Here is a 26,934-nt window from a genome sequence, read left to right as displayed (position 1 = left end):
CATCCATTTTCAACAAGGGTACCGTTGCCCTGGAAACCGGCCGCTGATGCGTATCGCGTTCGTCGGCAAGGGCGGCAGCGGCAAGACGACGCTGTCCGCGCTCTTCGCCCGCCATCTGGCCCGCTCCGGTGCGCCCGTGCTGGCCATCGACGGCGACATCAACCAGCACCTAGCCGAGGCCCTGGGCCACACCGGCCCCACCCTGGACGTCCCGCCGCTGGGCGCCCACGTGCGGGACATCAAGGAACTCCTGCGCGGCACGAACCCGCGGATCCCCTCCGCCGACACCATGATCAAGACCACCCCGCCGGGCCGCGGCTCCCGCCTCCTGACCCTCCTCGGCGACGACGAGCTGCACGCACGGCACGTCCATCGCGTGGGCGAGGTGCCGCTGATGGTGACGGGCGAGTTCGACGAGAGCGACCTCGGGGTCGCCTGCTATCACTCCAAGCTCGCCGGGGTCGAGCTCTACCTCGGCCACCTCGTCGACGGCCCCGGCGAGTATGTGGTGGTCGACATGACGGCGGGCGCGGACGCCTTCGCGTCGGGCCTGTTCACCCGCTTCGACATAACGTTCCTGGTGGCGGAGCCCACGCGCAAGGGCGTCTCGGTGTACCGCCAGTACCGCGACCACGCCCGCGAGTTCGGCATCCGCGTCGCGGTGGTCGGCAACAAGGTGACCGGCGAGGACGACCTGCTCTTCCTCAAGGAGAAGGTCGGCGACGACCTCCTCACCCACCTGCACCACTCCTCCTGGATCCGCGCGGCCGAACAGGGCCGGGAACAGGGCGAGTTGGAGTCCCCCAACGTCCACGCCCTGAACGTCCTGCGCGAGGCGGTCGACGCCCACCCCAAGGACTGGCCGACGGCCCACCGCCACGCGGTCGAGTTCCACCTGCGCAACGCCCGCGCCTGGGCGGACGCCAGGACGGGCCAGGACATGGCCGCCCAGGTGGACCCGGACTTCGTACCGGGGCCGGCGGCACTGGCCTGACGCACGGCAGGCCGAGGGAGAGCCCGGGCCGTCCCGGTGCGGTGGGCGTGGGCTCCCGCCCCCACGCCCACCGCGGTCGGCGTCAGGCGGCCCGGCGTGCCTGGCTTCGATGGGCTCGGACGATGTCCGCGTAGCGGCGCCCCGTGCCCTTGATCGTCCGCACCTGCGTGTCGTAGTCGACATGGACCAGCCCGAACCGCTTCGCATAGCCGTACGCCCACTCGAAGTTGTCGAGCAGCGACCAGGCGAAGTACCCGGCCAGCGGGGCGCCCTTGCGGGCGGCGGAGGCGCAGGCCGCCAGGTGCTGGACCAGGTAGTCCTGGCGCTCCGGGTCGTCGACCGTGCCGTCGGGGCGTACGACGTCCGGGAAGGCGGAGCCGTTCTCGGTGACGTAGATCTTGCGCGCGCCGTACTCGTCCGTCAGGCGCAGCAGCAGCGTCTCGATGCCGCTCGCGTCGATCTCCCAGTCCATGCCGGTGCGCGGTACGTCCGGGCGGCGGATCGCGCGGGCGTGGGGCGCCGGGCCCTCGGGGTCGTCGACTACGTACGCCGGGAAGTAGTAGTTCAGGCCGAGCCAGTCCAGCGGGGCCGCGATGGTCTCCAGGTCGCCGTCGCGCTCGGGGAGGTCGACGCCGTATGTCTCGACCATGTCGGCCGGGAAGCCGCGGCCGTGCACCGGGTCGAGCCACCAGCGGTTGACGTGGCCGTCCTGGCGGCGCGCGGCGGCCTCGTCCTCGAGGCGGTCGCCGGCCGCGTACACCGTCGACAGGTTGTTGACGATGCCGACCTCGGCGCCGGGCGCGGCCGCGCGGATCGCCTGTGTGGCGAGGCCGTGGCCGAGGAGGAGGTGGTAGGAGGCGCGGACGGCGGCCGTGAGGTCGGTCAGGCCGGGCGCCATCTTGCCTTCCAGGTGGCCGATCCAGGCCGAGCAGGACGGCTCGTTGAGCGTGGCGAACTGGGTGACGCGATCGCCGAGCCGGGCGGCGACCGCCGAGGCGTACTGCGCGAAGTGCTCGGCGGTCTCGCGTTCGGGCCAGCCGCCCCGGTCCTGGAGCGCCTGCGGGAGGTCCCAGTGGTAGAGGGTGACGGACGGGGTGATGCCCGCCTCCAGCAGGCCGTCGACCAGCTCGTCGTAGAAGGCGAGGCCCTTGGGGTTGACCGGTCCGTCGCCGCCCGGCACCACCCGCGGCCACGCGACCGACAACCGGTAGGCGTTCGTGCCCAGTTGGCGCATCAACCCGATGTCCTCGCGCCAGCGATGGTAGTGGTCGCAGGCGACGTCGCCGTTGTCGCCGCCCGCGATCTTGCCGGGCGTGTGCGAGAAGGTGTCCCAGATCGACGGGGAACGGCCGTCCTGCGCCACCGCTCCCTCGATCTGGTACGCCGCTGTGGCCGTGCCCCACAGGAAGTCGTTCGGGAGTGCGGCGAGGTCGATACGGTCGGACACAGAAATCCCTTCGGAATGGGGGGTGTTGGTCACTGGAAGGCGGCCCGTCACTTCACGGCGCCCGCCGTCAGGCCGGCGACCAGATAGCGCTGGAGCAGGAGGAAGCCCGCCACCACGGGCACGCTGACGACGAGCGAGGCGGCCATGATCTGGTTCCAGTACACGTCGTTGAGCGTGGAGTAGCCCTGGAGGCCCACCGCGAGGGTGCGGGTGGTGTCGTTGGTCATGACGGATGCGAAGAGCACTTCGCCCCAGGCCGTCATGAAGGCGTAGACGGCGACCGCGACGATGCCGGGGATCGCGGCCGGCACAACCACCCGGAACAGCGCCCCGAGCGGTCCGCAGCCGTCGACCAGCGCCGCCTCGTCCAGGTCGCGCGGCACCGAGTCGAAGTACCCGATCAGCATCCAGATCGAGAACGGCAGCGAGAAGGTCAGGTACGTCAGGATCAGGCCGCCGCGTGAGCCGAACAGGGCGATGCCGGTGGCGTTGCCGATGTTGACGTAGATGAGGAACAGCGGGAGCAGGAAGAGGATGCCCGGGAACATCTGCGTGGACAGGACGGTGACGGTGAAGACGCGCTTGCCGCGGAAGTTGTAGCGGCTGACCGCGTACGCCGCGAAGACCGCGATCACCACCGAGCAGACCGTCGCCGCGCCCGCCACGATCAGCGAGTTCACGAAGTACCTCGCGAGCGGGACCGTCGACCAGATGTCGATGTACGGCCGGATGGTCAGGCTGCTGGGCAGCCAGCGGAACTTGCCCGTGACGTCCGCGAGCGGCTTGAGCGAGCTGGAGATCATGACGTACACGGGCACCAGCACGAAGCCCGTGAGCAGGGTGAGGAAGATGCGCCGGGACCACAGGAAGGAACGCGGCGGCGCCATGGGCGAGTTGCGCGGTGGCGCCATGGACGGGTCAGGCATCTGCGGTCCTCCGTCCGCGCGAGGTGAGCCAGAGGTACACGCCCGTCACGACGAGCAGGAACAGCAGCAGGAGCACGGACATGGCGGAGCCGGAGCCGAAGTTCCAGGTGACGAAGCTGGCCTGGTAGATGTGCACGGAGATGAGATCCGCGGCCTCCGGGGCGGTCTTGCCGAACAGGACATACGGCGTGTTGAAGTCGTTGAACGTCCACAGGAACAGCACCAGGACGAGGACCTGGTTGACCGGGCGCAGCGACGGCAGGGTGATGCGGCGGATCTGCTGCCACATGCCGGCGCCGTCGAGCGCGGCGGCCTCGTACAGCTCCTTCGGGATGTTCTGCAGGCCCGCCATGACGATGAGGAAGGCGAACGGCCAGCCCTTCCACACCGACACCGTGAGCAGCGCGATGAAGCTGTTGTCGCCGATGAGCCAGAAGGAGGGCTTGTCGGTGAGGCCGAGCTGGTCGTGCAGGACGTGGTTCACCAGGCCGTTGTCGTGCTGGAACATGAAGACCCAAGTGATGACGGCCGTGTAGACGGGCAGTGCGTACGGCACCAGGAACAGCGCGCGCAGCAGACCCCGGCCGCGGAAGGTGTCCTGCATGTAGATCGCCGCGGCCGTGCCGATCAGCCAGCACAGGCCGACCGACAGCAGCGTGAAGGCGACCGTGACCAGGAACGAGTGGAGCAGGGCCTCCCCGACGGGGGCGTTGAAGTCCACCGACATCTTGTAGTTGTCGATGCCGTTCCAGGGCGCGGTGGTCCAGTCGCGGATGTAGAACTGCGTGAGCTCCTTGAAGCTCATCACGATGCCGATCACCATCGGCACCAGGTGGACCAGGAGTTCGAGGAGCAGGGCGGGCAGGAGGAGCAGGTAAGGCAGTCCGATGCGGCGGATCCGCCCGGGGCGGCGGCGCGGACCGCTCGCCGTCCCGGGGGAGGTCTTCCGCACGGCGGCCTCCGGCGGCACCGTGGTCGTCATCGTGCTCACTTCGTCGGCATCTGCTGCTGGGCCTTCTCCAGGGCCGCCTTCACCGAGTCGGTGGTCACCGGGCGTCCGGCGGCGGCGTCGGCCCACAGCTCCTTGATGGCCGTACCGACCGCCGTCTCGAACTGGGACTCGTCGGCGACCTGCGGGGCGGCGATGGCGCTGCCCGCGAGGGTGTCCTTGAGTACCGCGTTCGCGGGGGTGTTGAAGGACTGCTCCGACTGCGCGCCCTTGACCGGTGGGATCGAGCTGTAGGCCTCGTTGAGGATCTTCTGCTCGTCGTCGCTCGTCAGGAACTTCACGAACTTCGTGGCGCCGTCGATGTTGTCGGTGTTCTTGAAGACGGCCAGGTTGATGCCCATGACCATGGAGTTGACGCTCGTGCCGGTGCCGGGGGTGCCGGACTGCACGGGCACGGGGGCGATGCCGTAGGCGTCCTCGCTCATCCCCTGCGACTTGAGGTTGGCGGAGGCGGACTGCCACAGCAGCATCGCCGTCTTGCCCTTGGCGAAGTCGCTGACGGACTGGTTCTGCGCGTACTCGGCGTTGCCCGGGGCGATGATCTTGTCGTTGGCCATCAGGTCGACGAACTGCTTGACGCCCTCGACGGCCTTGTCGGAGGTGAAGTCGGGCTTGCCGTCGGCCGTGAAGAAGTCGGCGCCGTGCTGCTTGGCGAAGACGACGGCGTGGTGGATGTTCTCGGAAGGGTTCGAGCCCTCCACGCCCAGGCCCCACTTGCCGCCCTTGGACAGCTTCTTGCCGTCGGCGACGAGCTCGTCCCAGGTGGCCGGCGGCTTGGAGATGCCCGCGTCGGCGAACATCTTCTTGTTGTAGTAGAGCGCGTACGACATCGAGTACAGCGGCACCGCGGCGGGGTCCTGGCCCTCGGCGCCGGTCGAGCCGAGCGCGGAGTCGACGAACCGGTCCTTGCCGCCGATCTTGTCGAAGTTCCCGGCGTCCCACGGCAGCAGTGCCCCGGTGGCCTGGAGGGAGGCGCTCCAGGTGTTGCCGATGTTGAGGACGTCGGGGCCCTGGCCGGAGGTGGTCGCGGTCAGGATCCGGTTGAGCAGATCCGACCAGGGCACAACCTCCAGCTTCACCTCGATGCCGGTCTGCTTCTCGAACTTGTCGAGCTCGGGCTGGAGGACCTTCTTGTCGACCTCGATACTGGCGCCCTGGTTGGAGGCCCAATAGGTGAGGGTCTTCGGCGACTCGTTGGACCCCCCGCCATCGGTCGACGAACCGCCTCCGCAGGCCGTTGCGGCCAGGGCGAGAGACATGGTGACGGCAGCTACGGCCGCGGCTCGCGTTGTGCGCATGGCTCCTGGTGTCCCTTCCGGGAGTACTCCTGCTTAATTTAGAGCGTGAGTTAAGCCCTAAGGAGCGTCCGCGTCAAGGCTTTTGACACAGTCACCGGACTCTGGTCCTAACTCTTGACTCCTTCGTTTTACAGCTGAACCATTCACCGGCGAGAGAGCGCTCCCAAACCCCACCATGTTCACTTCCTGAACAAGGAGAGCCGCCCCATGCCTGCTTCCTCCCCGCACTCCCGGCCGCCCTCGATCGGCCGCCGTACGCTGCTGGGCGCCGCGGCCGCGGCCACACCGGCCGTCCTCGGCGTGGCCACGCCGTCCGCTGCGGCTCCGTCCGCCCGCAGGAAGCCGCGCGCCCTGCCCGGCGGCGGCGACCTCGGCCCGAACGTCCTCGTCTTCGACCCGTCGACCCCGGGCATCCAGGCCCGGCTCGACGAGGTGTTCCGCCAGCAGGAGTCCGCCCAGTTCGGCACCGGCCGCTACGCGCTGCTGTTCAAGCCCGGCACCTACAACGGCCTCAACGCCCAGCTCGGCTTCTACACCTCGATCATGGGCCTGGGCCTGTCCCCCGACGACACCACGATCAACGGCGACGTCACGGTCGACGCGGGCTGGTTCAACGGCAACGCCACGCAGAACTTCTGGCGTTCGGCGGAGAACCTGGCCCTGGTCCCGGCCAACGGCACCAACCGGTGGGCCGTCGCGCAGGCGGCGCCGTTCCGCCGGATGCATGTCCGCGGCGGCCTCAACCTCTCCCCCACCGGCTACGGCTGGGCCAGCGGCGGCTACATCGCCGACAGCCGCATCGACGGCCAGGTCGGGCCGTACTCGCAGCAGCAGTGGTACACCCGCGACAGCGCGATCGGCAGCTGGCTCAACGGCGTGTGGAACATGGTGTTCTCCGGCGTCGAGGGCGCCCCCGCGCAGAGCTTCCCCAACCCGCCGTACACCACGCTCGACACCACAGCGGTCTCGCGCGAGAAGCCGTTCCTGTACGTCCAGGGAAGCGAGTTCCGGGTCTTCCTCCCGGAGAAGCGGACCAACGCCCGCGGCGTCACCTGGGGCAACGGCACCCCGAGAGGCACCTCGCTGCCGCTGTCGCAGTTCTACGTCGCCCGGCCCGGCGTCTCGGCGGCCACGCTGAACGAGGCACTCGCGCAGGGACTGCACCTCCTGCTCACCCCGGGGATCTACCACGTCGACCGGCCGATCCAGGTCGACCGGCCCGACGCCGTGGTCCTGGGCCTCGGCTACGCCACGCTCATCCCGGACAACGGCGTCACGGCCGTGAAGGTCGCCGACGTCGACGGCGTGCGGCTGGCCGGGTTCCTGGTCGACGCCGGACCGGTCAACTCCGCGACGCTGCTGGAGATCGGGCCGCAGGGCGCGTCCAGGGACCACTCCGCCAACCCGACCACGGTCCAGGACGTGTTCGTCCGCATCGGCGGCGCCGGCGCGGGCAAGGCGACCACCAGCATGGTGATCAACAGCCGGCACACCGTCGTCGACCACACGTGGGTGTGGCGTGCCGACCACGGCGAGGGCGTCGGCTGGGAGACCAACAGGGCCGACTACGGCGTCGTCGTCAACGGCGACGACGTCCTGGCGACGGGCCTGTTCGTGGAGCACTTCAACAAGTACGACGTGCAGTGGAACGGCGAGCGCGGCCGCACGGTCTTCTTCCAGAACGAGAAGGCCTACGACGCCCCGAACCAGGCCGCCATCCAGAACGGCTCGATGAAGGGCTACGCCGCCTACAAGGTGGGCGACGGCGTGACGTCGCACGAGGGCTGGGGACTGGGCAGCTACTGCTACTACAACGTCGACCCCACGATCGTGCAGCACCACGGCTTCGCCGCCCCGGTGCGGCCCGGGGTGCGCTTCCACAACCTGCTCGTCGTCTCGCTGGGCGGCAACGGACAGTACGAGTGCGTCATCAACGACACGGGGGCACCGACGTCGGGGACCTCGACGGTGCCGTCCACGGTCGTGTCGTACCCGTGACGGCGCAGGGGCCGGCGCCGGCGGGCGCTCATCCGACCTGGTCGCTGCGTCCCAGGAAGCGGAACGCCTTCCCCTTCGCCTGGAACAGGAAGTAGTACGGCGGCCCCTGCTCCAGGGTCCTGTTGCCGTCGGTGGTGAAGCGGAGGGTCTTGGCGAGTCCCCGGTAGGGCGCGTCGAACAGGTGCCCGGCCACGGCCCCCGGTTCGATGCCGGCCGCGCCGCCCAGCCTCTCCAGGGTGCGCGCGACCAGCCCCACGGCGTCGTACGCCTCGGGGGACCAGCGGCCGGGTGCCGTGCCGTATCTCGCGCGATGGGCGGCCCCGAAGGTGCGGGACACACTGCCGGGGTCGGTGAAGGGCGTGCCGAACAGCCAGTCCTGGCCCGCGGTTCCCGCCTGCTGGAGGAAGGCCGGGCGCATGATGTGCCAGGTGCCCAGGCGCGGTCCGGTGAAGCCCGCGTCGGCGGAGTGCGGATCCCGCAGCCGGTCGAACAACTCCGTGCGGGTTCATCCCTTGGCGCCCTTGGCGGAGACGGCGAGGGTGAACTGGCCGATGCGGGTCTGTTCCCAGATGTAGGGGTGGGGGCCGCCGACGTCGGATGCCGTGTAGGCGCCGAGTTCGGTGAGGGTGTCGTCGGCGTAGTCGTTGCCGGAGTCACCGAGGGAGTTCGGGACGTCGTTCAGGGAGGTGATGGTCTCGTCCGCGCGCAGCCGTTGCGCGGGGCAGCGCATCATCTCCTCCAGGACCTCGGCGTTCTCCCAGTCGGCCTGCTCCGGCGTGCGGTGCACCGTGACGACGGCGCTCAGCCGGACCGGGCCCTTGGCGCCGCTCGCCGGTATCTCGTAGAAGCGGGTCAAGGTCGCGAGGACGCCCTTCGGCAGCGGCTGCTGCTGCCAGACACAGTCGTCACCGAGGACCGCCCAGCGGCGCGGGTCGCTCTCGTACGGGGTCGGGCGGACGGTACCCGGTCCGAAAGCCGTGGGGTCCGGGATGATCTCGCGGATCAGCGCGGTGGCCCGGGCGGCGGTCCTCGGCAGTGCGGCGGGGTCGCTGTCCACGACAGCCGTCGGCGTGGGGGGGGCGGTCGGTGTGGCCCCGGCCTTCCTGTCCGGTGTGGCTCCGGATGGCTCGTCACCACCGGAGGAACAGCCGGCCAGGGCCAGACCACACACCACGACGGCACAAGTGAGGCGTAGCGCCCCCCTGATCACGACCACAAGTCCCCCGGAATCACCAGCTCACCATGTGTCCGCCGCGATGCTACGCCGTAACTGCCGGGAAACTAGAAGTAGTTGGGGATCATGTGGCACAGCCGTGGCTCAGTTGTCACACAGGTGGGATGGCGCGGAGGGTGACGGTCGCCATTCGTTCACCCGGGGCGGCCCCGCCTCGTGTTGAGGAGGGGCCGCCCGGGGGCTCGCGGGTGCGACGCCCCCCGCCCGCGGCCGGGGGCGTCGACGAGAGGCCGTCAGGCCGAGGGGCCTCTCGTCGACGTGGACGTGCTACCGCGTCACCGCCGGCGCCGGAGTCGGTGCAGGCGCCGGGGCGTACCCGGTCGGTCGGGCCGTGAACGTGCCGCGGCCCTGCGTACGGCTGCGCAACCGCGTCGCGTAGCCGAAGAGTTCGGCCAGCGGCACGGTCGCCGTGACGACCGCCGCGCCCGCCCGCGCGACCGAGCCGGAGACCCGGCCGCGCCGCGCCGCCAGATCGCCGAGGACTCCGCCCACGGCGTCCTCGGGCACGGTGACCGTGACCTCGACGACCGGCTCCAGGAGAACCATCGCGCAGGAGCGCAGGGCGTCACGGAGACCGAGTCGGCCGGCCGTACGGAACGCCGTGTCGGACGAGTCCTTCACATGGGTCGCCCCGTCGGTGAGCGTGACGCGCAGTCCCGTCACCGGGTGGCCGCCCAGCGGGCCCTCGGCGAGGGCGTCCCGGCAGCCGGCCTCCACGGCACGGACGTACTCCTGCGGCACGCGACCGCCGACGACGGAGGAGCGGAACTCGAAGCCGGTCGCACCCTCTTCGGCCGCGAGCGGCTCGACGTCGAGGACGACATGCGCGAACTGCCCTGACCCGCCGTCCTGTTTGACGTGCCGGAAGACGAAGCCGGTCACCCCTCGGCCGACGGTCTCTCGGTAGGACACCCTGGGGCGGCCGACGTTGACCTCCAGCCCGGCATCCCGCCGGATCTTCTCCACCGCCACCTCCAGATGCAGTTCGCCCATGCCGGACAGCACCGTCTGCCCGGTCTCGGCATCGGTCCGTACGACCAGCGAAGGGTCCTCCTCCACCAGCCGCGCCAGGGCCGAGGCCAGCCGGTCGGTGTCGAGGGAGCTGCGCGCCTCGACCGCCACGGACACCACCGGGTCGGCGACACCGGGCGGTTCGAGGACGAGCGGGGCGCCCGGTGCGCACAGGGTGGAGCCCGGGCGTGCCGACTTCAGGCCGACCACGGCCACGATGTCCCCGGCGACGGCCCGGTCGACCTGCTCATGCCGGTCGGCCTGGACCCGCAGGATCCGCCCGATCCGCTCGGTGCGCCGCGCGCCCGCGTCGAGCACGGTGCCTCCCTTCTCGATCGTTCCCGAATACACGCGCAGGTAGGTGAGCCGCCCCGTCGAAGTGGCGCTCACCTTGAACGCCAGCGCCGCGAACGGCGCCGACGGGTCGGCGGGCCGCTCTTCCTCGGCGTCGCCCTGCAGGCCGCGTACGGCAGGCACGTCGAGCGGCGACGGCAGATACGCCACCACCGCGTCGAGCAACGGCTCGACGCCGCGGTTGCGGTAGGCCGACCCGCACAGCACGACCACGCCCTCGCCGCCGCGGGTCAGCTCCCGCAGGGCACGGACCAGCGTCTGCGCCGTGAGGGCCGACCGGGCGCAGAACTCCTCCAGCGCGTCGGCATGCAGTTCGGCCACGGCTTCCTCCAGCAGCCGCCGACGCCGGTGGGCCTCCTCGCGCAGTTCCTCCGGCACCGGCTCTTCCACGGCCGTGTCGGCGCCGTCGGCCCACACCAGCGCGCGCATGCGTACGAGGTCCACGACGCCGCGGAACCCGTCCTCGGCGCCGATGGGCAACTGCACGACCAGCGGCGCCGGATGCAGCCGTTCCCGGATGGACGCGACGGCCGTGTCGAGGTCCGCGCCCGCCCGGTCCATCTTGTTGACGAAGGCGATCCTCGGTACGCCGTGCCGGTCGGCCTGCCGCCACACCGACTCGCTCTGCGGCTCGACCCCGGCAACGGCGTCGAACACCGCGACCGCGCCGTCGAGCACACGCAGCGAACGCTCCACCTCGTCGGCGAAGTCGACGTGCCCGGGGGTGTCGATGAGGTTGATCCGGTGACCGTCCCAGGCGCAGCTGACCGCCGCCGCGAAAATGGTGATCCCGCGGTCGCGCTCCTGCGAGTCGAAGTCGGTGACAGTGGTGCCGTCGTGGACCTCGCCACGCTTGTGCGTGGTCCCGGTGGTGTACAGGATCCGCTCGGTGACGGTGGTCTTGCCCGCGTCGACGTGGGCGAGGATGCCGAGGTTGCGGACGACGGCGAGGGTGTTGAGGTTGGTGCGCACGGCCCATGGCCTTTCGGATGATCCGGACGATCCGGATACGAAAAGGGGTCAGCGCGATTTCCGGACGAGCGCAGGCGCCCACGCGAGCACGGCCTGCCGCCCCGTCAGGACGGGGGAACGGCAGGGGCGTTGACGTGCGTACTGCTCGGGCGCTCTCAGGTGTTCGTCACGGGCATCCGGTGCCGGCCGCGCAGCGGGCACCGGGCGGACGAGGACACCAGGATCACCTCGTACCGGGAGGGGGAGACGACGACAGCGGTGCGGTCACGCACGGCCCGACTCCCCTCGACTGGTCACGACTACGCGCCGACGTGTACGGGGCGGCGCGTGATTGCGTGCTGAGTCTAGGGAGCCGGGCGAGGTCGGGGCACGTGATTTTCCGGTCCGTGGGACCGGGTGCCGCTATGCGTCGTCGTCGATGGTGATGGCGGCCGCGGGGCAGACGGCGGCTGCCTCGCGGGCGGCGGCGTGCAGGTCCGGCGCCGGCGTGGGGTCGAGCAGGGTGACGATGCCGTCGTCGTCACGTTGGTCGAAGACATCGGGTGCGAGCAGCACGCACTGCCCGGCGCCGCAGCAGCGGTCCTGATCCACAGTGACTTTCACGGCAGTTGCCCTTCCTGATCGGTGCGGCAGCCGTCACCACCGCACCGGCACCGTCTGCAGCCCGCCGACGAGGAGGCCCTCCACTCGCCGCAACTCCCCGACGGACACGTCCAGTCGAAGGGTCGACAGCCTGCGGAGAAGAACGTCGAGGGTGACCTGGAGTTCGGTGCGCGCGAGGCTCTGCCCGAGGCAGGAGTGCGGTCCGGCGCCGAACGTCAGATGGGGGTTCGGGGACCGGGACAGCACCATGTCGTCGGCGTCGGTGAAGACCCGCTCGTCCCGGTTGGCCGCGGGCATGCTGCACACGACGGTCGTGCCGCTCGGCAGCAGCCCCCCGCCGACCTCGACGTCCTCGGTGAGATAACGCCGGATGCCGAAGCCGAGGTTGGCGTCGAAGCGCAGCGCCTCGTCGACCGCGGTGCGCACGAGGGTGGGGTCGGCCAGCAGCAGCTCCCACCGGGTGCGGTCGGCGAGCAGCATGGCGACCATCTTGCCGATCATGTTGGCGGTCGTCTCGTGCCCGGCGACCAGCAGCCCCATGGCGGTGCCGAGCAACTCGTCGTCGGTCAGCCCCTCGCCCTCGCCCTCGCTCTCCCTGATCACCATGCTGATCAGGTCCTCGCCGGGCTCGGCGCGCGTCGCCGCGATGCGCGCCGACATGTACTCGGCGAACTCGTCGTAGGCCGCCCGGGTCTGCTCGCCGGTGAAGCGGCTGACGTTGAGGAAGGCGTCGGACCAGTGCGAGAACCGGTCCCGATCGGCTGCGGGGACTCCAAGGATGTCGCAGATGACGTAGACGGGCAGCGGGAAGCCGAGGGCGGCCTTGAGATCGGCGGGCTGTCCCTGCCGGATCATGTCGTCGACGAGGCCCTCGGCGGTGCGCACCATGCCGGGGCGCAGGGCGGTCATGCGTTTGGCGGTGAAGTACTTGCCGACCTGCCGTCGCCAACGCAGGTGCGGCTCCCCGCGGTCGGGCAGTGCCAGGGGCGTGCTCCCGTCGGCGGCGGGACCGCCGGCTCCTTCGGGGGCGATCCGGGCGGCGCCGTCCTCGGCGGTCGGCCGGGCGAAACGGGGGTCGGCCAGCAGGGCTTTGACGTGGTCGTGGCGGGTCAGATAGGCCGCCTTGTCACCGCTGGGGAGTTCGACGGTGGCCACCGGGCACTGACGGCGCAGCCGCTCCCAATCGGCGGGCGGCTCCAAGGGGTTGTCACTGGGCAGCGGCAGCCGCAGAAGGTCGTCCTCGCGCATCCTTCATCACCTTGAGTGGGGGGCTGGGGGGAGGTGGGTGAGCGACGCGAAAGCATTCACAGCACGGCACGCTACGCACGTGGTGCATCATGCATCAAGAGTGCATGATGCACTTTCGATGTATGGCGCAATGTCACCGTAGGGTGAGGGCTCAGGGAACCGGGAAGGAGATCGGCATGGAGGCCCGAGAGGCCGCGGAGCGCATCGAGCGGGAGCTGCTGATCCTCACCCGCCACAAGGAGATGCGGGCACCCCGGGGCCCGCGCGGCGGGGACCCGCTGGACCAGAGCGCCTACGTCATCCTCAACCGACTCCAGGCACAGGGCCCGATGTCCATCCCGGACTTCGTCGAGGCCTTCGGACTCGCGGCGTCGACGTTCACCCGCCAGACCTCGGCCCTCCTGCGCAACGGCCTGGTGGAGCGGACCCTCGACCCGGCCGGCGGGGTGGCCCGCAAGTTCCGCATCACCGAGGAGGGCCTCAGGCTCCTCACGCAGCAGCGCGACGGAATCGTCACGGGCCTGTCCACGGTCGTGGCCGACTGGACCCCCGAGCGACTCGGGCGGTTCATCGCCGACCTGCGGCAGTTCAACACGGACATCGAGCGGATCACCGGGCGCCCCTGGCCGAGAGGCGGAGACGACTCGGACGACTCGGACACGAAAACCCGTCGGCCTTGAGCGCGTTGACGGCCGACCACGACTGACGTAAGCGACACCCTCGCGGCCCCCGCGCCACCCGCAGCGCCTTCGACGCTCCTGCGAGGCGTGCGATCCGTACAGGCGGACCGTGTGAATCTCACACTCTTCCGGTGACAGACGATCGATGTTCGCTGTCACCTGTTCTGTCATCGTGAGAGGTGACAGGCGCTGGTCACGCGGCCCGAGAGCAGCAGGGACCGCCCGTTCGCCACCCCGCCCCGTCGCGCGGCGAGGCACCTCTGAGCAGGACAGCAGCCCCCGACTGGAGGCTTTCCGTGGACAAGCGGTACGAGGTCTACTGCCTCACTCACCCGCATTTCTACGACACGCCGTCCCGTGGCCGAACGCAGGGCCAGTTCCATCAGACCCGGCGCACGCCTCCCGCCTCCTGGTCGCGCGAGGAACTCGGCGACTGGGTGGTCTGCCGCCCCGTCGACGCGGAGCTCCCGAAGCAGGGCTGGAAGATCCACGTCTCGGCGTGCCCGGACAACGCGCAGACGACCCTGGACGCGGTGTGGGACTACTGCGTCCCGCGCCGTATCGCCTTCAAGTTCCTGCCCGGCCTGGACACCCTGTTCCTCGCCAACGCGAAGTACGCGCACCGCGGGTCCAGCGGAAAGTTCGTGACCGTCTACCCGGTGGACGAGGCCCAGTGCGAGCGTGTCCTCACCGAGCTCGGAGCCGCCCTCGACGGCCGGCAGGGGCCGTACATTCTCAGCGACCTGCGCTGGGGCGACGGTCCGCTGTACGTCAGGTACGGCGCCTTCGCCGACCGGTACTGCGTCTCGGCCGACGGTGTGCTGGAGCAGGCGGTGGAGGACCCCTCCGGACGTCTGGTGCCGGATGTGCGAGGTCCCACCTTCCACGTTCCCGAGTGGGTGCCACTGCCCGGCTTCCTCGAAGCGCAGCTCGCCGAGAGCCGCCGTACCACCGTCGCCGATCTGCCCTACCGGTTCGACAGGGCGCTGCACTTCTCCAACGGCGGCGGACTGTACGCCGGGGTCGACACCCGCACCGAGGAACGTGTCGTCCTCAAGGAGGCCCGGCCGCACGCGGGACTCACCGCCGACGGCGCGGACGCCGTCACCCGGCTGGAGCGCGAGCGGACGGCCCTGGAACGGCTGCGCGGCCTGTCCTGCGTACCCGAGCTCCGGGATCACTTCGAGCTGGGCGGCCACCACTTCCTCGTCGAGGAGTTCATCGAGGGACGGCCCCTGCACGAGGTGTTCGTCGATCGCTATCCGCCGACCGACCTGGAGGCCGACGCGTCGGCCTTCGCCGACTACGCGTCCTGGGCCCTCGACCTGCACCGGCAAGTGGAGGAAGCGGTCGCCGCGGTCCATGAGCGGGGCATCGTGATCGGCGACGTGCACACGTACAACGTCCTGGTCCGCCCCGACGGCCGGGTGGTACTGATCGACTTCGAAGGCGCCTCGGACGTGGCAGAGGCCGGGCACCAGGTCCTCGCGGCCCCGGGTTTCATCGCCCCCAGCGGGGCAACCGGCTTCGACATCGACCGCTACGCGCTGGCCTGCCTGAGGATCTTCCTCTTCATGCCGCTGACGGGCCTCATCGAGCTGGACGGCGGCAAGGCCGGGCAGCTCGCCAGGGAGGCCGCCCGGCTGTTCCCGGTGCCCCGGCGGTTCCTCGACGAGGCCGTCCGCACACTCACCGGCAACGGCGGGATGGCCGCCGGGGCGGACGAAGGGCCTCGTCTGCGGCCCGACCACGCCGGCTGGCTGCGTGCCCGCGCCTCGATGGCCGACGCCGTCCTGGCCGCCGCCACGCCCGAGCGCCGCGACCGGCTCTTCCCGGGCGACATCGAGCAGTTCGGCGTCCCGGGCGGCGGCCTCGCGGTGGCGCACGGCGCGGCGGGCGTACTGTACGCGCTGGACGTGACCGGCGCCGGGCGCCACCCCGACCACGAGGACTGGCTGATCCGGCACGCACTGCATCCGGAGCCCGGAACCCGCCTCGGCTTCTACGACGGCTTGCACGGCGTCGCGTACGTCCTCGAACACCTCGGGCACCACGAGGAGGCCGTCAAGGTCCTCGACATGTGCCTGGACGAGCACTGGGAAGCCCTGGCACTGGACCTCAGGGGCGGACTGTCCGGCATCGGGCTCAACGCGCTGCACTTCGCGACCACTCTCGGCGACGCCGCCTGCCGTGACGCCGCCCTGCACGTGGCGCAGGCCGTCGCCGACCGTATCGGCCCGGCCGACGGCGTGCCCGAGACCAGTGGCGGAGCCCATCCGAGAGCGGGGCTGATGTTCGGCTCGTCCGGGCCCGCGCTGCTGTTCCTGCGCCTGTACGAGCACAGCGGCGAACCGGCGCTGCTCGACCTGGCCGCCACCGCGCTGCGTCAGGACCTGCGCCGCTGCCTGGTGCGCGCGGACGGTTCGATGGAGGTCAACGAGGGCTGGCGCACCATGCCGTATCTCGCCGACGGCAGCGTGGGCATCGGCATGGTGCTCGACGAGTACCTGGCCCACCGCGCGGACGAGGAGTTCTCGACGGCCGCCGACCGGATCCGCAAGGCCGCGAGGGCGTCGTTCTACATCGAACCCGGGCTCTTCGACGGCGTGGCGGGCATGATCCTCCACCTCAGCCGCGCGCACCCGCCCGGCACGGCCGCCGCGCACGACCCCGTGATCGCGGACCACGTACGCCACCTGGACCGTCACGCCTGCCTGCTCGACGGCCGACTCGCCTTCCCCGGCGAGCAGTTGCTGCGGCTTTCCATGGACCTTGCCACCGGCACCGCGGGCGTCCTGCTGGCCCTGGGCGCCGCCTTCCACTCCAGTCCGGCCGGGCTGCCGTTCCTGACACCCGGCTTGTCGGCTGATGACCAACCCGTCCCCACGCGAGTACACGAGAGAAGGTGAAGACATATGTCGCTCCTCGAACTGCAGGGACTGACCATCGAGTCGGAGACCGGTTACCGTCCGCCGCCAGGCAGCCGGGCAAGCAAGGGATGCGGTGGAGGCAGCTTCCTCAGCCTGCTGCTCTGCTAGTCCTCACGACGAGTCCTCACCCACACTGCGGGGGCACTCCGAGTGCCCCCGCCCTTCGCTGGAAACGCAGGAACCGTACGACGACGGGAGCGGCCCGTGGACCGACGCGCGGCGGACCGTCTGCTGTTCGAAACGGTCCGGCGGGGCGGTGTGTGGGGCGGCGTCCAGGCCGCCGCGTCACTGCTGCTGGCAGGGGTCTACGTGCTCCTGCCCGCCGTCATGGGCCGCACGGTCGACGCGGTGCTCGGACGCGGCGACACCGCCCTGTGGCTGACCCTGTCCGCCGTCACCGTCGCGCTGCTGGTGGTGTGCGACACCGTGGACGACTACGCGGGCGCCGTGGCCAACGCCCGCTGCACGGCATGGCTGCGGCACACCCTGCTCGGCCATGTCCTCGACCTGGGCGCCCCCGCCACCCGCCGGCACACTCAGGGCGATCTGGTGGCGCGTCTGGTGGGCAACACGGCCCGGGCCGGCAACGCCCCGTCGAGCCTGGTGTGGGCGGTGACCGAACTGGTCCCTCCGGTCGGGGCCGTGGTGGCCCTGGCCCTCATCGACCCCTGGCTGTGCCTCACCTTCCTCGCCGGACTGCCCCTGGTCGTCCTCATGGTCCGGGCCTTCGTCCGCGACGTCTCCGACCTCAACGACCGCTACTTCGCCACGCAGGGCCACATCGCCACCCGACTCGTCGACGCCCTGACCGGCATCCGCACCATCACGGCCGCCGGGACCGCGGCCCGCGAGTCCGAGCGGATACTGCAGCCGCTGCCCGAACTGCACCGCCACGGCCTGGGCATGTGGCGCGCGTTCGCCCGGGTCTCCGCACGGGACGCCGCGATCGTGCCCCTGCTGGAGGTCGCCGTGCTGGCCGTGGCCGGACTGGGGCTCGCCCGAGGACGCATCACACCGGGTCAGATGCTTGCCGCGAGCGGGTACGTGCTCCTGGCCACCGGCGTGAGTTCGCTGGTGGCCTCGGTCAACCGGCTGGCCTTCGCACGCGCCACCGCCGGACGGGTCGCCGAGGTGCTGGGCGAACCCACGGTCGCCCACGGCAGCGCACACCTGCCCTCCGGGGGCGGCGGGCGACTGGAGTTCCGCGGGGTCACGGTGCGCACCGCCGAGGGCGACGCCACGCTGGGCGGCATCGATCTGGAGCTGCCGCCGGGCGCGCTGGCCGCCGTCGTAGGGCGCTCGGGATCCGGCAAGTCCCTGCTGGCCGCGCTGGCCGGACGGCTGGTGGACCCGGACGAGGGCGAGGTACTGCTCGACGGGACGCCGCTGCGCGCTGTGGACCGCGCGGAGCTGCGGCGGGCCGTCGCCTACGGCTTCGAACGACCGGTGCTGCTGGGCGAGACCTTCGCGGACGCGATCGGATTCGGGCCACGCACACCCGGGGGCGGGGAGATGCGTGCGGGGGCCACCGCGGCACGCGCCGACGCCTTCGTCCGGACCATGCCCGAGGGGTACGGCACCCCGCTCACCGATGCCCCGCTGTCCGGCGGCGAGTCCCAACGCATCGGCCTGGCGCGCGCGTTCGTCCAGTCCGCGCCTGAAGGCCGCCTCCTGGTGCTGGACGACGTGGCGGCAAGCCTCGACACCGTCACCGAGCACCACATCGGCCAGGCCCTGACCAGCACCGGTCCACTCGCCCACCGCACCCGGCTCGTCGTGACCCACCGCGCCTCCACGGCGGCCCGCGCGGACGTCGTCGTCTGGCTCGACGCGGGACGGGTGCGGGGCCTGGGCACGCATCGGGAGCTGTGGACACGGGAGGGCTATCGGGCGGTGTTCCGCCCGGAGTCCGGGGATGACGCAGGGGCGCGCCGGTGAACCCGGCACCGGGCGCCCTGCTGCGCTCCACGCTGCGCACACGGCGCCGGGAGTTCGTACGGCTCACCTGGTGGTCGCTGGTCGAGGCCGTGCCCGCGTTGCTCTCCGGCTGGCTGGTCGCCCGTGCCGTCGACGACGGCTTCCTCGCGGGCCGCAGCGCCGCGGGCCTCGGCTGGCTCGGTCTCCTGGCCGCCGCCGTCCTCGTCGGCGCCTGGGGCACCCGGCACGCCACGCTCCAACTGGCCGCAGTCGTCGAGCCGTTCCGCGACGAACTGGTCACCCTGGCCACCACCGGCACGCTGCACCGCTCCTCTCTCCACGCCGGGCGACCCGCCGACACGGCGGGCGTCGCACGGCTGACCGAGCAGGTGGAGATCGCCCGCGAGTCGTACGGAGCGGTCGTGATGTTCGTGCAGAGCTTCGCGGTCACGACGGTGAGCGTGCTGCTCGGGCTCGCCGCGCTGGATCCGGCCCTCCTGCTGTTCGTCGTACCGCCCCTCCTGGCCGGGCTCACGCTCTTCCTGCTGGCCCTGCGGGCGATGGCGGCCCGGCAGCGGGCGGTCGTCCTCGCCGACGAGGCCATCGCCGAGCAGGTGAGCACGGTGGCCGGCGGGCTGCGGGACGTGACGGCGTGCGGCGCCGAGGACGTCGTACGCCGTCGGGTCGGCGCCCGTATCGACGAGGCGGCCAGCGCGGCCCGCGCCCTGGCCCGGCTCACCGCGTTGCGCACCGCCGCCCTGGGTGTCGGCGGCTGGCTGCCGATCGTGCTCATCCTGGCCGGGGCACCCTGGCTGGTGCGCAGCGGAGTGACGGCCGGCGCGATCCTGGGCGCGCTGACCTACGTCGCGCAAGGCCTCCAACCGGCCCTGCGCGGCTTCGTCCAGGGACTCGGCGGCAGCGGGCTGTGGCTACTGGTCACACTGGGCCGGATCTTGGAGGCGGCCGAGGTGAGGGGTGCGGGGCGGGAGGGGCCGGCGGCGGGGTGGGGAGCGTCGACAGCGCCGGACCCGGCGGCGGCATCGAGATCGCCGGAGGCGTCGGGACATGCGGGACCCCGGCCCAAGGACGGCCGTGTCGCTGCCGAGGTGGGTGGTGCGGGGCAGGAGGGGCCTGCGGCGGCGTGGGGAGCATCGACGGCGCCGGACCCGGCCGCGGCAGCGACACCGGCGGCATCGAGATCGCCGGAGGCGTCGGGACATGCGGGACCCCGGCCCAAGGACGGCCGTGTCGAACTGCGCGGTGTCACCTTCGGCTACGCCCCCTCCGCCGAACCGGTCCTCCAGTCCCTCGACCTCTCCCTCGCGCCCGGCACCCATCTGGCCGTCGTCGGACCCAGTGGCGCGGGCAAGTCCACGCTCGCCGCGCTCATCGCCGGGGTGCTCGAACCGCAGGTCGGCCAGGTACGCCTGGGCGGAGTCCCGGTACGGACCCTGGACCCCGGCCGACTCGGCCGGTCCCGTGTGCTGATCCCGCAGGAGGCTTACGTCTTCGCCGACACCCTGCGCGAGAACCTCACCTACCTGCTGCCCACGGCCACCCGGCCCACCCTCGACGCGGCGGTCCACGCCATCGGCGCCGACCCGCTCGTCGAACGCCTCGGCGGCTACGACGCTCCCGTGAACCCGGCCCTGCTGTCCGCCGGTGAGCGCCAGCTGATCGCACTCGTCCGCGCCCTGCTGCCGCCGGCCCCGCTGGTCCTGCTGGACGAGGCCACGTGCCACCTCGACCCGGCCGCCGAGGCGGTCGCCGAACGGGCCTTCGCCAGCCGCCGTTCCACCCTGATCGTCTGCGCCCACCGGATCAGCTCCGCCCTGCGCGCCGACCTCGTCCTCGTCATGGACGGCCCGCGCTGCACCCTCGGCACACACGACCAGTTGCTGGCCGACTGCGCTCTCTACCGCGACCTGATCGGCCACTGGGACCAGGCGACGGCCGACGTCCGGCGCGGATGACCGACGCGGGACGACGCCCGAGCCGGGTTGGGGCGGGGAAGCGGTGCCGGTGCGGCCGCCGCGGAGCCGCATCGGACCACGATCCGCCGCCCGGGTGCGGCCACTCGCCCCGGCCTACAACCAGCCCGACTCGCGGGCGATCCGGATCGCGTCGATGCGGTTGCGCGCCCCGGTTTTCCTGGAGACCGCGTTCAGGTGATTGCGGACTGTCCCGACGCACAGCGAGAGCCGGTCGGCGATCTCACGCGTGGGCGTGCCGTCCGCCGCCAACCGCAGTACCTCGATCTCCCTCTCGGTCAGCGGGTTCTCCACCGACGAGAGCGCCAGCAGCGCCAGTCCGGGGTCGATGAACCGCTCGCCCGCGGCCACCTTGCGGACCCCTTGGGGCAGGATGTCGCAGGGGCTGTTCCTGCCGATGAGACCCGCGACGCGACGTGCCAGCGCCCGCCGGAGATAGTCCGGCGTCGTCGAGCCGACCACGAGCAGGGCCCGGCACTCGGGCAGCCGCGCGGCCAGCTCCTGGCAGGTACCGAGGGCACAGTCCTCATCGCCGTCGCTGTCGATGACCACCACGTCGGGCCGGTACGACAACGCGTGCGGGACCGTCTGACTGCGCTCCGGTGACGCCGCGACCACTTCGATGTCCCTCTCACGTGTGAGCAGGGCGGCGAGTGCCCCACGCACCAGGTCTGCCTCCTCGACGAGAAGAACACGGATCAACATCGCTCCTGCCCGGCCGGACGCGGCCTCCATGACGCGACGCGCCCCGGACACTCCGACGACGCCCTACGAAGTATCTCCGCCTGCACACGCAATTGCCGGGAGCCGCCCCAGTCGCGCTCCGGAAACAGCTCATGCGGGCCGAGGAAACCCTCGACCCGCATGAGCTGGAAAGAATCTGTGTCCGAGGGGGGACTTGAACCCCCACGCCCGATAAAGGGCACTAGCACCTCAAGCTAGCGCGTCTGCCATTCCGCCACCCGGACTAGGTGTCTGTCGCCTTGCCGGGGGTGTTCCCCTCGGCGACGTGGACAACAATACCAAGGTTTCGGAGTGCCTTTCACCTGCGTTTCCTTCCACATGGCGGGGGTCCGGGACCCCGCGCTCCGATGCATCTAGGGTCCAAGCCATGAGTGACTGGCTGGTTACGCAGAGCCCTCCCGCACGCCGTCGCCCGCGTGTGCTGTCGCCCCTCAGGGAGCATCTGCGGGACACATTCTGGTTCGCCCCGACCGCCGCGATGGTGGGTGTCTTCGTGGTCTGGTTGGCGGCGCAGGCGCTCGACACGGCCATCGTGGACGCGCTGCGGGAAGACGGCGACTACGAGACGCTCGACGAGCTGCTGCGGTTCGCACAGGATGCGAAGACCGTGGTGAGCGCGGTCGGGTCGGCGATGATGACCTTCATCGGCGTGGTCTTCAGCATCTCGCTGGTGGCTGTGCAGATGGCGAGCGGGCAGTTCACCCCGCGTGTGGTGCGGCTCTTCGTCCGCAGCCGGATCACCAAGGCCACCTTCTCGGTCTTCCTGGCCACCTTCGTGTTGACCCTGCTGGTGCTGACCGCCTTCGACACCGCCGACGACCCCCGAAAGGTGACGACCCTGCCGCTGGTGCAGTCGATCCTTACGCTCTGCATGGTCGCGCTGAGCCTCCTGCTCTTCGTGCTGTACGTGAACACCACCCTGCGGCTGATGCGGATCAGTCACGTAATCGCGCGAATCGCCAAGGAGTCCTTCCGGGCAATCGCTTCGATGCCCCCGCCCACGGGCGGACCGGCCCCGCCCGAACTAGGCTCCACGACGGCGTGGGTGCCGCACGAGGGCCGGGCGGGGGTGTTGCGGGACGTGCACATCGCACGGCTGGTGCGGGTGGCCCGCAGGCACGACGTCGTGCTGCGGCTGATCCCGCGGATCGGGGACTTCGTGGTTCCCGGCACGCCCCTGCTCGCGGTCCACGGCGGGGCGGCCCCGCCGCTCGGCGCACTGCGCTACACCACTTACGTCGGGGTGGAGCGGACCTACCACCAGGATCTCGGTTTCGGGCTGCGGCAGTTGTGCGACATCGCGCTGCGTGCCCTGTCGCCCGCGATCAACGATCCGACGACGGCCGTGCAGGCGCTGGACCGCGTCGTGCAGTTCCTGGCGGCGCTGACCCGGCAACCGCTGGACGTCGCACTGCACCAGGACCGGGGCGGGACCGTGAGGCTGGTGCAGTCCGTGCCGGGGTGGACCGAGCTGGTGGATCTCGGGTTCACCGAGGTGCGCAGGTGTGCCCTCGGGAGCCCGCAGGTGTCACGCCGCATGCTGGCCGGTCTGGACGACCTGCTGTTGCTCGCACATCCGGATCGGCGCGAGCCGCTGCTGCGGCACCGCGAACTGCTCCAGCAGGCGGTCGACGAGACCGCCCCGAACGCGACGGACCGCGCGTTCGCGCTCCGCCCGGACCGGCAGGGCATCGGCTGACCGGTTCGCCGGCCGGCCGATGCCCCGGCGGTCTCTGCTCACGGAAGAAGCTGGTACTCCGGGAAGTTCCCGGGCAGCCTCTCCCCCGACGGCCCCTGCGTCACCGCGCGCACCAGCAGCTCGCCGCCGACGAACGCCCCGCGCCAGGACGCGCCGAACCCGCCGAACAACTCGTCGCGGTCCCCGCGTGAGCGCGGTTTGCCGTGGCCGACCTTGAACGCGCGGATCTGCGGGGCGAGCCGCTCGTACGTCGCCCGGTCGTCCGTGGACAGCGTGGCGACCAGCGCGCCGTTCGAGGCGTTCATGGCCGCCAGCAGCTCCGCCTCCGTGTCGACCAGGACGATCGTGTCGACCGGGCCGAACGGCTCCGCGTGGTGGAGCGGGGAGGAGGGCGGTGGGTTCAGCAGCGTGACCGGCTGGACATAGGCCGAGGTGTCCTGGCCGGGCAGGAAGTGGGCGTCGGACGGGTTCCCGCGGTGCAGGGGGACGGCGCCGCGGTCGATGGCCTCGGCGACCTGATCGCCCAGCTCCTTGGCCTTGGCCGCGTTGATCACCGGCCCGAAGTCCAGCTGCGGGTACGGGTCGTCCGGCTGCTCGACCGCCAGGGGGTGGCCGACCCTGAGCGTGCGCACCGCCGGGAGGTACGCCGCCAGAAACTCGTCGAACAGCTCACGCTGGACGACGAAGCGCGGGTACGCCGTGCAGCGTTGTTTGCCGTAGTCGAAGAGCTTGGGGATGACCGCGGTGAGCGCGTCCCAGTCCGTGTGGTTCCAGATGCCCCAGGTGTTCAGTCCCTCCTGTTCGAGTACGTGTCGTTTGCCGAGGTCGGCGACGGCCGTGGCCACTGCGGCGCCGGTGTCGCGGCCGCCGACGAAGGAGACGCAGCCGATCTCGGGCGCCCGCACCAGCGCCTGGGACAGCTCGCCTCCGCTGCCGCTGACGAGGGTGACGGGAATTCCCTCACGGGCGGCGAGCGCGCAGGCCAGGGTCAGACACGCGACACCGCCATCGGTCGGGGTCTTGGCGATGACCGCGTTGCCTGCCAATGCCTGTACCAACACTGCGTGAACGAGCACGCTCATCGGGTAGTTCCAGCTCGCGATGTTGGAAACCGGGCCGTTCAGTGGGGCCCGGCCGGCGACCATCGGCTCGATGCCGTCGACGTACCAGCGCACGCCGTCGATGGCCCGGTCGACGTCGGCCCGGGCGAGCCGCCACGGCTTGCCGATCTCCCAGACGAGGAGCAGGGCGAGCAGGTCCCGGTGCTGGGTCAGGGCGTCGAGGGTGGCCGCGACACGCGCCCGGCGTTCGTCCAGCGGGATGTGCCGCCACGCGCGGTGCTGGTCGAGCGAGGCGCGTACGGCCTGGTGGGCGGTGTCCCGGTCCAGGCGCGGCGGGCCGGCGATCGGGCTGCCGTCGACAGGGCTGGTGGCGGGCAGGGCGCGACCGTCGGCCTGCCAGGTGGAGTTCCAGAGGTTGAGGACACGGTCGTCCCGGAAGGCCTCCGGGGCGACCGTGAGGCAGCGTTGCCAGGCGTCGGTCCAGGAGGTGTCGGATTTGATGGTGAGGGTGGTTGCCATTCGGTTCTCCGCTCTCGGTGCACAATCGGGGGCGGTCGTACATGGCTACGGCGGACGCTAGCGGGGCACGGAGACTCCGGTAAGCGACCTCGCGTCGACTATGAGTGGCGTCACGCGTTCGCGCCGAGGCGCTCCAGCACCAGGCGCGCGGTCTCGGTGGGCGTGCTGCCGACCCCCACCCCCACCGCTTCCAGCGCCTCCTCCTTCGCCGCCGCCGTACCGGAGGAGCCGGACACGATCGCGCCCGCGTGCCCCATGGTCTTGCCCTCGGGTGCGGTGAAGCCGGCGATGTAGCCGACGACCGGCTTGGTGACGTGGTCGCGGATGTAGGCGGCCGCGCGTTCCTCGGCGTCGCCGCCGATCTCGCCGATGAGGACGATCAACTCGGTGTCGGGGTCGTCCTGGAAGGCGGCCAGGCAGTCGATGTGGGTCGTGCCGACGACCGGGTCGCCGCCGATACCGACGCAGGTGGAGAACCCGATGTCGCGCAGCTCGTACATCAGTTGGTAGGTGAGCGTGCCGGACTTGGAGACCAGGCCGATACGGCCGGGCTTGGTGATGTCGGCCGGGATGATGCCCGCGTTGGACTGGCCGGGGGTGATCAGGCCGGGGCAGTTGGGGCCGATGATGCGGGTGCCCTTGGCCTTCGCGTACGCGGTGAAGACGACCGAGTCGTGGACCGGGATGCCCTCCGTGATCACGACGGCGAGTCCGATGCCGGCGTCGGCGGCTTCGATGACGGCCGCCTTGGTGAAGGCGGGCGGCACGAAGACGACGGTCACGTCGGCGCCGGTCGCGCGCATGCCGTCGGCGACCGAGCCGAACACCGGGACGGCGATGGGGGTACCTCCCAGGCCCTTGAGGCACTGGGGGACGTCGAAGTCGACGGTGCGGCCCGCCTTGCGCGGGTTGACGCCGCCGACGACGTTCGTGCCGGCGGCGAGCATGCGCCGGGTGTGCTTCATGCCCTCGCCGCCGGTCATGCCCTGGACGAGGACCTTGCTCTCCTTGGTGAGGTAGATGGCCATGTCGTCATGTCTCCTCAGGCTGTGGCGGCGGCGAGTTGGGCGGCGCGCTGCGCGGCGCCGTCCATGGTGGTGGCCTGCTGGACCAGGGGGTGGGCGCGTCCGTCGAGGATGGCGCGGCCACGGGCGGCGTTGTTGCCGTCGAGGCGCACGACGAGCGGCTTGGTCAACTGGACGGAGTCCAGGGCCTGCACGATGCCGTCGGCGACCGCGTCGCACGCGGTGATCCCGCCGAAGACGTTGACGAAGACCGACTTCACGGCCGGGTCGGAGAGGATGACGGAGAGCCCGTCGGCCATGATCTGGGCCGATGCGCCGCCGCCGATGTCGAGGAAGTTGGCGGGGCGGGCGCCGCAGCCCGCGACGACGTCGAGGGTGGACATGACCAGCCCGGCGCCGTTGCCGATGATGCCGACCTCGCCGTCGAGCTTGACGTAGTTGAGGCCCTTGGCCGCGGCCGCCGCCTCCAGCGCGTCGTCGTGCTCGACGCCGTCGGCGCCCCAGCGTGCCTGGCGGAAGCGGGCGTTGTCGTCCAGGGTGACCTTGCCGTCGAGGGCGAGGATCTGTCCCTGCCCCGTGCGTACGAGCGGGTTGACCTCGACGAGGAGGGCGTCCTCGCGGACCAGTACCTCCCACAGCCGCACGAGCACGTCGACGGTCTGGGGTGGCAGGCCTGCCGCTTCGACGATCTCACCGGCCTTCGCCGAGGTGACGCCCTCGGCCGGGTCGATGGGGATACGGGCCACGGCCTCGGGCCGGGTGGCGGCGACCTCCTCGATGTCCATGCCGCCCTCGGCCGAGGCGATGGCGAGGAAGCCGCCGGCTGCGCGGTCGAGTACGTAGGACACATAGAACTCGGTCTCGATGTCGACGGGTTGGGCCAGCATCACCTTGCCGACCGTGTGGCCCTTGATGTCCATGCCGAGGATCTGGCGGGCCGTGATCTCGGCGGCGGCCGGATCCGCGGCGACCTTCACACCGCCGGCCTTGCCCCGGCCACCCGTCTTCACCTGCGCCTTGACCACGACCCGGCCGCCGAGCCGGCGTGCGATCCCGCGGGCTTCCTTGGGTGAGTCCGTCACCTCCGCCCGTGGCACCAAGATGCCGTGTTCTTCGAAGAGTTCCCTTGCCTGGTGTTCGTACAGGTCCATTCCGGCTCCTGACTCAAAAGTGCCGCACGCCCCCTGGACACCACCCACCGGATGCGGGATAACAAGGTTCATACAGTATTCGTCGACTGTATGCAATGTACCGCGAGAGCCGTTCCACCCCCC

At 71.1% G+C, this 26,934-nt stretch carries 21 protein-coding genes and 1 tRNA gene; 8 read left to right on the top strand and 14 right to left on the bottom strand.

Going from position 1 to position 26,934, the window contains the following annotated elements:
- The first annotated feature begins 46 nt into the window (after positions 1–46).
- The gene (locus OG254_RS41530; RefSeq protein WP_405592643.1) at positions 47–994 is read left to right on the top strand and encodes an ATP-binding protein; all 948 of its coding nucleotides are present in this window, start codon (positions 47–49) and stop codon (positions 992–994) included.
- Positions 995–1,076: 82 nt separating this feature from the next.
- Here the strand turns inward: OG254_RS41530 and OG254_RS41525 are convergent, their stop codons facing one another.
- Genes OG254_RS41525 through OG254_RS41510 form a run of 4 tightly spaced genes read right to left on the bottom strand, consistent with a single transcriptional unit; the run spans position 1,077 to position 5,674 of the window.
- Positions 1,077–2,441, bottom strand: coding sequence for a GH1 family beta-glucosidase (locus OG254_RS41525; protein WP_405592641.1), 1,365 nt, complete (start codon positions 2,439–2,441; stop codon positions 1,077–1,079).
- Positions 2,442–2,488: 47 nt separating this feature from the next.
- Positions 2,489–3,328, bottom strand: a complete 840-nt coding sequence (locus OG254_RS41520; RefSeq protein WP_351192696.1) for a carbohydrate ABC transporter permease — start codon at positions 3,326–3,328, stop codon at positions 2,489–2,491.
- A gap of 31 nt (positions 3,329–3,359) precedes the next feature.
- Entirely contained in the window at positions 3,360–4,349 is a 990-nt protein-coding gene (locus OG254_RS41515) for a carbohydrate ABC transporter permease (protein ID WP_405595505.1), read from the bottom strand.
- Between the two features lie 5 nt (positions 4,350–4,354).
- Positions 4,355–5,674, bottom strand: a complete 1,320-nt coding sequence (locus tag OG254_RS41510) for an ABC transporter substrate-binding protein (protein ID WP_405592639.1) — start codon at positions 5,672–5,674, stop codon at positions 4,355–4,357.
- 207 nt (positions 5,675–5,881) lie between these two features.
- On the opposite strand from OG254_RS41510, the gene OG254_RS41505 reads away from it, so the two are divergent.
- Positions 5,882–7,672 (top strand): coagulation factor 5/8 type domain-containing protein, encoded by a 1,791-nt coding sequence (locus tag OG254_RS41505; RefSeq protein WP_405592637.1) that lies wholly within the window; start codon positions 5,882–5,884, stop codon positions 7,670–7,672.
- 28 nt (positions 7,673–7,700) lie between these two features.
- Here OG254_RS41505 and OG254_RS41500 read toward each other — a convergent pair whose 3' ends face one another.
- The 5 genes from OG254_RS41500 to OG254_RS41480 all read right to left on the bottom strand — a co-directional run bounded on the left by OG254_RS41500 (position 7,701) and on the right by OG254_RS41480 (position 13,094).
- Positions 7,701–8,165, bottom strand: a complete 465-nt coding sequence (locus OG254_RS41500; protein ID WP_405592635.1) for a hypothetical protein — start codon at positions 8,163–8,165, stop codon at positions 7,701–7,703.
- Between the two features lie 12 nt (positions 8,166–8,177).
- Positions 8,178–8,729, bottom strand: coding sequence for a hypothetical protein (locus OG254_RS41495; RefSeq protein ID WP_405592633.1), 552 nt, complete (start codon positions 8,727–8,729; stop codon positions 8,178–8,180).
- A gap of 444 nt (positions 8,730–9,173) precedes the next feature.
- Positions 9,174–11,243 carry an elongation factor G gene (gene fusA, locus OG254_RS41490; protein ID WP_405592631.1) on the bottom strand — a complete coding sequence of 690 codons (2,070 nt, stop codon included), beginning with the start codon at positions 11,241–11,243 and terminating at the stop codon, positions 9,174–9,176.
- A gap of 402 nt (positions 11,244–11,645) precedes the next feature.
- The gene (locus tag OG254_RS41485; protein ID WP_351192578.1) at positions 11,646–11,846 is read right to left on the bottom strand and encodes a ferredoxin; all 201 of its coding nucleotides are present in this window, start codon (positions 11,844–11,846) and stop codon (positions 11,646–11,648) included.
- A 33-nt stretch (positions 11,847–11,879) separates the two neighbouring features.
- Positions 11,880–13,094, bottom strand: a complete 1,215-nt coding sequence (locus OG254_RS41480) for a cytochrome P450 (protein WP_405592628.1) — start codon at positions 13,092–13,094, stop codon at positions 11,880–11,882.
- Between the two features lie 176 nt (positions 13,095–13,270).
- Between OG254_RS41480 and OG254_RS41475 the strand changes: the two genes are divergently transcribed.
- From OG254_RS41475 to OG254_RS41455, 5 genes are all read left to right on the top strand, one after another.
- Entirely contained in the window at positions 13,271–13,774 is a 504-nt protein-coding gene (locus OG254_RS41475) for a MarR family winged helix-turn-helix transcriptional regulator (protein WP_405592626.1), read from the top strand.
- Between the two features lie 296 nt (positions 13,775–14,070).
- Positions 14,071–16,683, top strand: a complete 2,613-nt coding sequence (lanKC, locus tag OG254_RS41470) for a class III lanthionine synthetase LanKC (RefSeq protein WP_405592624.1) — start codon at positions 14,071–14,073, stop codon at positions 16,681–16,683.
- Positions 16,684–16,689: 6 nt separating this feature from the next.
- Positions 16,690–16,812: a SapB/AmfS family lanthipeptide gene (locus OG254_RS41465; RefSeq protein ID WP_351192585.1), complete on the top strand. Its 123-nt coding sequence runs from the start codon at positions 16,690–16,692 to the stop codon at positions 16,810–16,812.
- Positions 16,813–16,908: 96 nt separating this feature from the next.
- Positions 16,909–18,642 carry an ABC transporter ATP-binding protein gene (locus OG254_RS41460; RefSeq protein ID WP_405592621.1) on the top strand — a complete coding sequence of 578 codons (1,734 nt, stop codon included), beginning with the start codon at positions 16,909–16,911 and terminating at the stop codon, positions 18,640–18,642.
- Complete coding sequence (locus tag OG254_RS41455) at positions 18,639–20,594, top strand: ATP-binding cassette domain-containing protein (protein WP_405592619.1); 1,956 nt, start codon at positions 18,639–18,641, stop codon at positions 20,592–20,594. The genes OG254_RS41460 and OG254_RS41455 overlap by 4 nt, the downstream gene beginning before the upstream one ends.
- A gap of 114 nt (positions 20,595–20,708) precedes the next feature.
- Here OG254_RS41455 and OG254_RS41450 read toward each other — a convergent pair whose 3' ends face one another.
- Entirely contained in the window at positions 20,709–21,314 is a 606-nt protein-coding gene (locus tag OG254_RS41450) for a response regulator transcription factor (protein ID WP_351192700.1), read from the bottom strand.
- Between the two features lie 181 nt (positions 21,315–21,495).
- Positions 21,496–21,580, bottom strand: a tRNA-Leu gene (locus OG254_RS41445).
- A gap of 143 nt (positions 21,581–21,723) precedes the next feature.
- Here OG254_RS41445 and OG254_RS41440 point away from each other — a divergent pair.
- On the top strand, positions 21,724–23,055 hold the full coding sequence (locus tag OG254_RS41440) for a DUF2254 domain-containing protein (RefSeq protein WP_405592617.1): 1,332 nt from the start codon (positions 21,724–21,726) through the stop codon (positions 23,053–23,055).
- A 38-nt stretch (positions 23,056–23,093) separates the two neighbouring features.
- On the opposite strand, the gene OG254_RS41435 is transcribed toward OG254_RS41440, so the two are convergent.
- The 3 genes from OG254_RS41435 to sucC form a co-directional block, all read right to left on the bottom strand.
- Positions 23,094–24,635: an aldehyde dehydrogenase family protein gene (locus OG254_RS41435; protein ID WP_405592615.1), complete on the bottom strand. Its 1,542-nt coding sequence runs from the start codon at positions 24,633–24,635 to the stop codon at positions 23,094–23,096.
- Between the two features lie 110 nt (positions 24,636–24,745).
- On the bottom strand, positions 24,746–25,663 hold the full coding sequence (sucD, locus tag OG254_RS41430; protein ID WP_405592613.1) for a succinate--CoA ligase subunit alpha: 918 nt from the start codon (positions 25,661–25,663) through the stop codon (positions 24,746–24,748).
- A 14-nt stretch (positions 25,664–25,677) separates the two neighbouring features.
- On the bottom strand, positions 25,678–26,811 hold the full coding sequence (gene sucC, locus OG254_RS41425) for an ADP-forming succinate--CoA ligase subunit beta (RefSeq protein ID WP_405592611.1): 1,134 nt from the start codon (positions 26,809–26,811) through the stop codon (positions 25,678–25,680).
- Between the last annotated feature and the right edge of the window lie 123 nt (positions 26,812–26,934).

This window comes from Streptomyces sp. NBC_01092, assembly GCF_045039535.1.
Lineage (GTDB): Bacteria > Actinomycetota > Actinomycetes > Streptomycetales > Streptomycetaceae > Streptomyces.
This window is presented reverse-complemented; position numbering and strand designations above follow the sequence as displayed.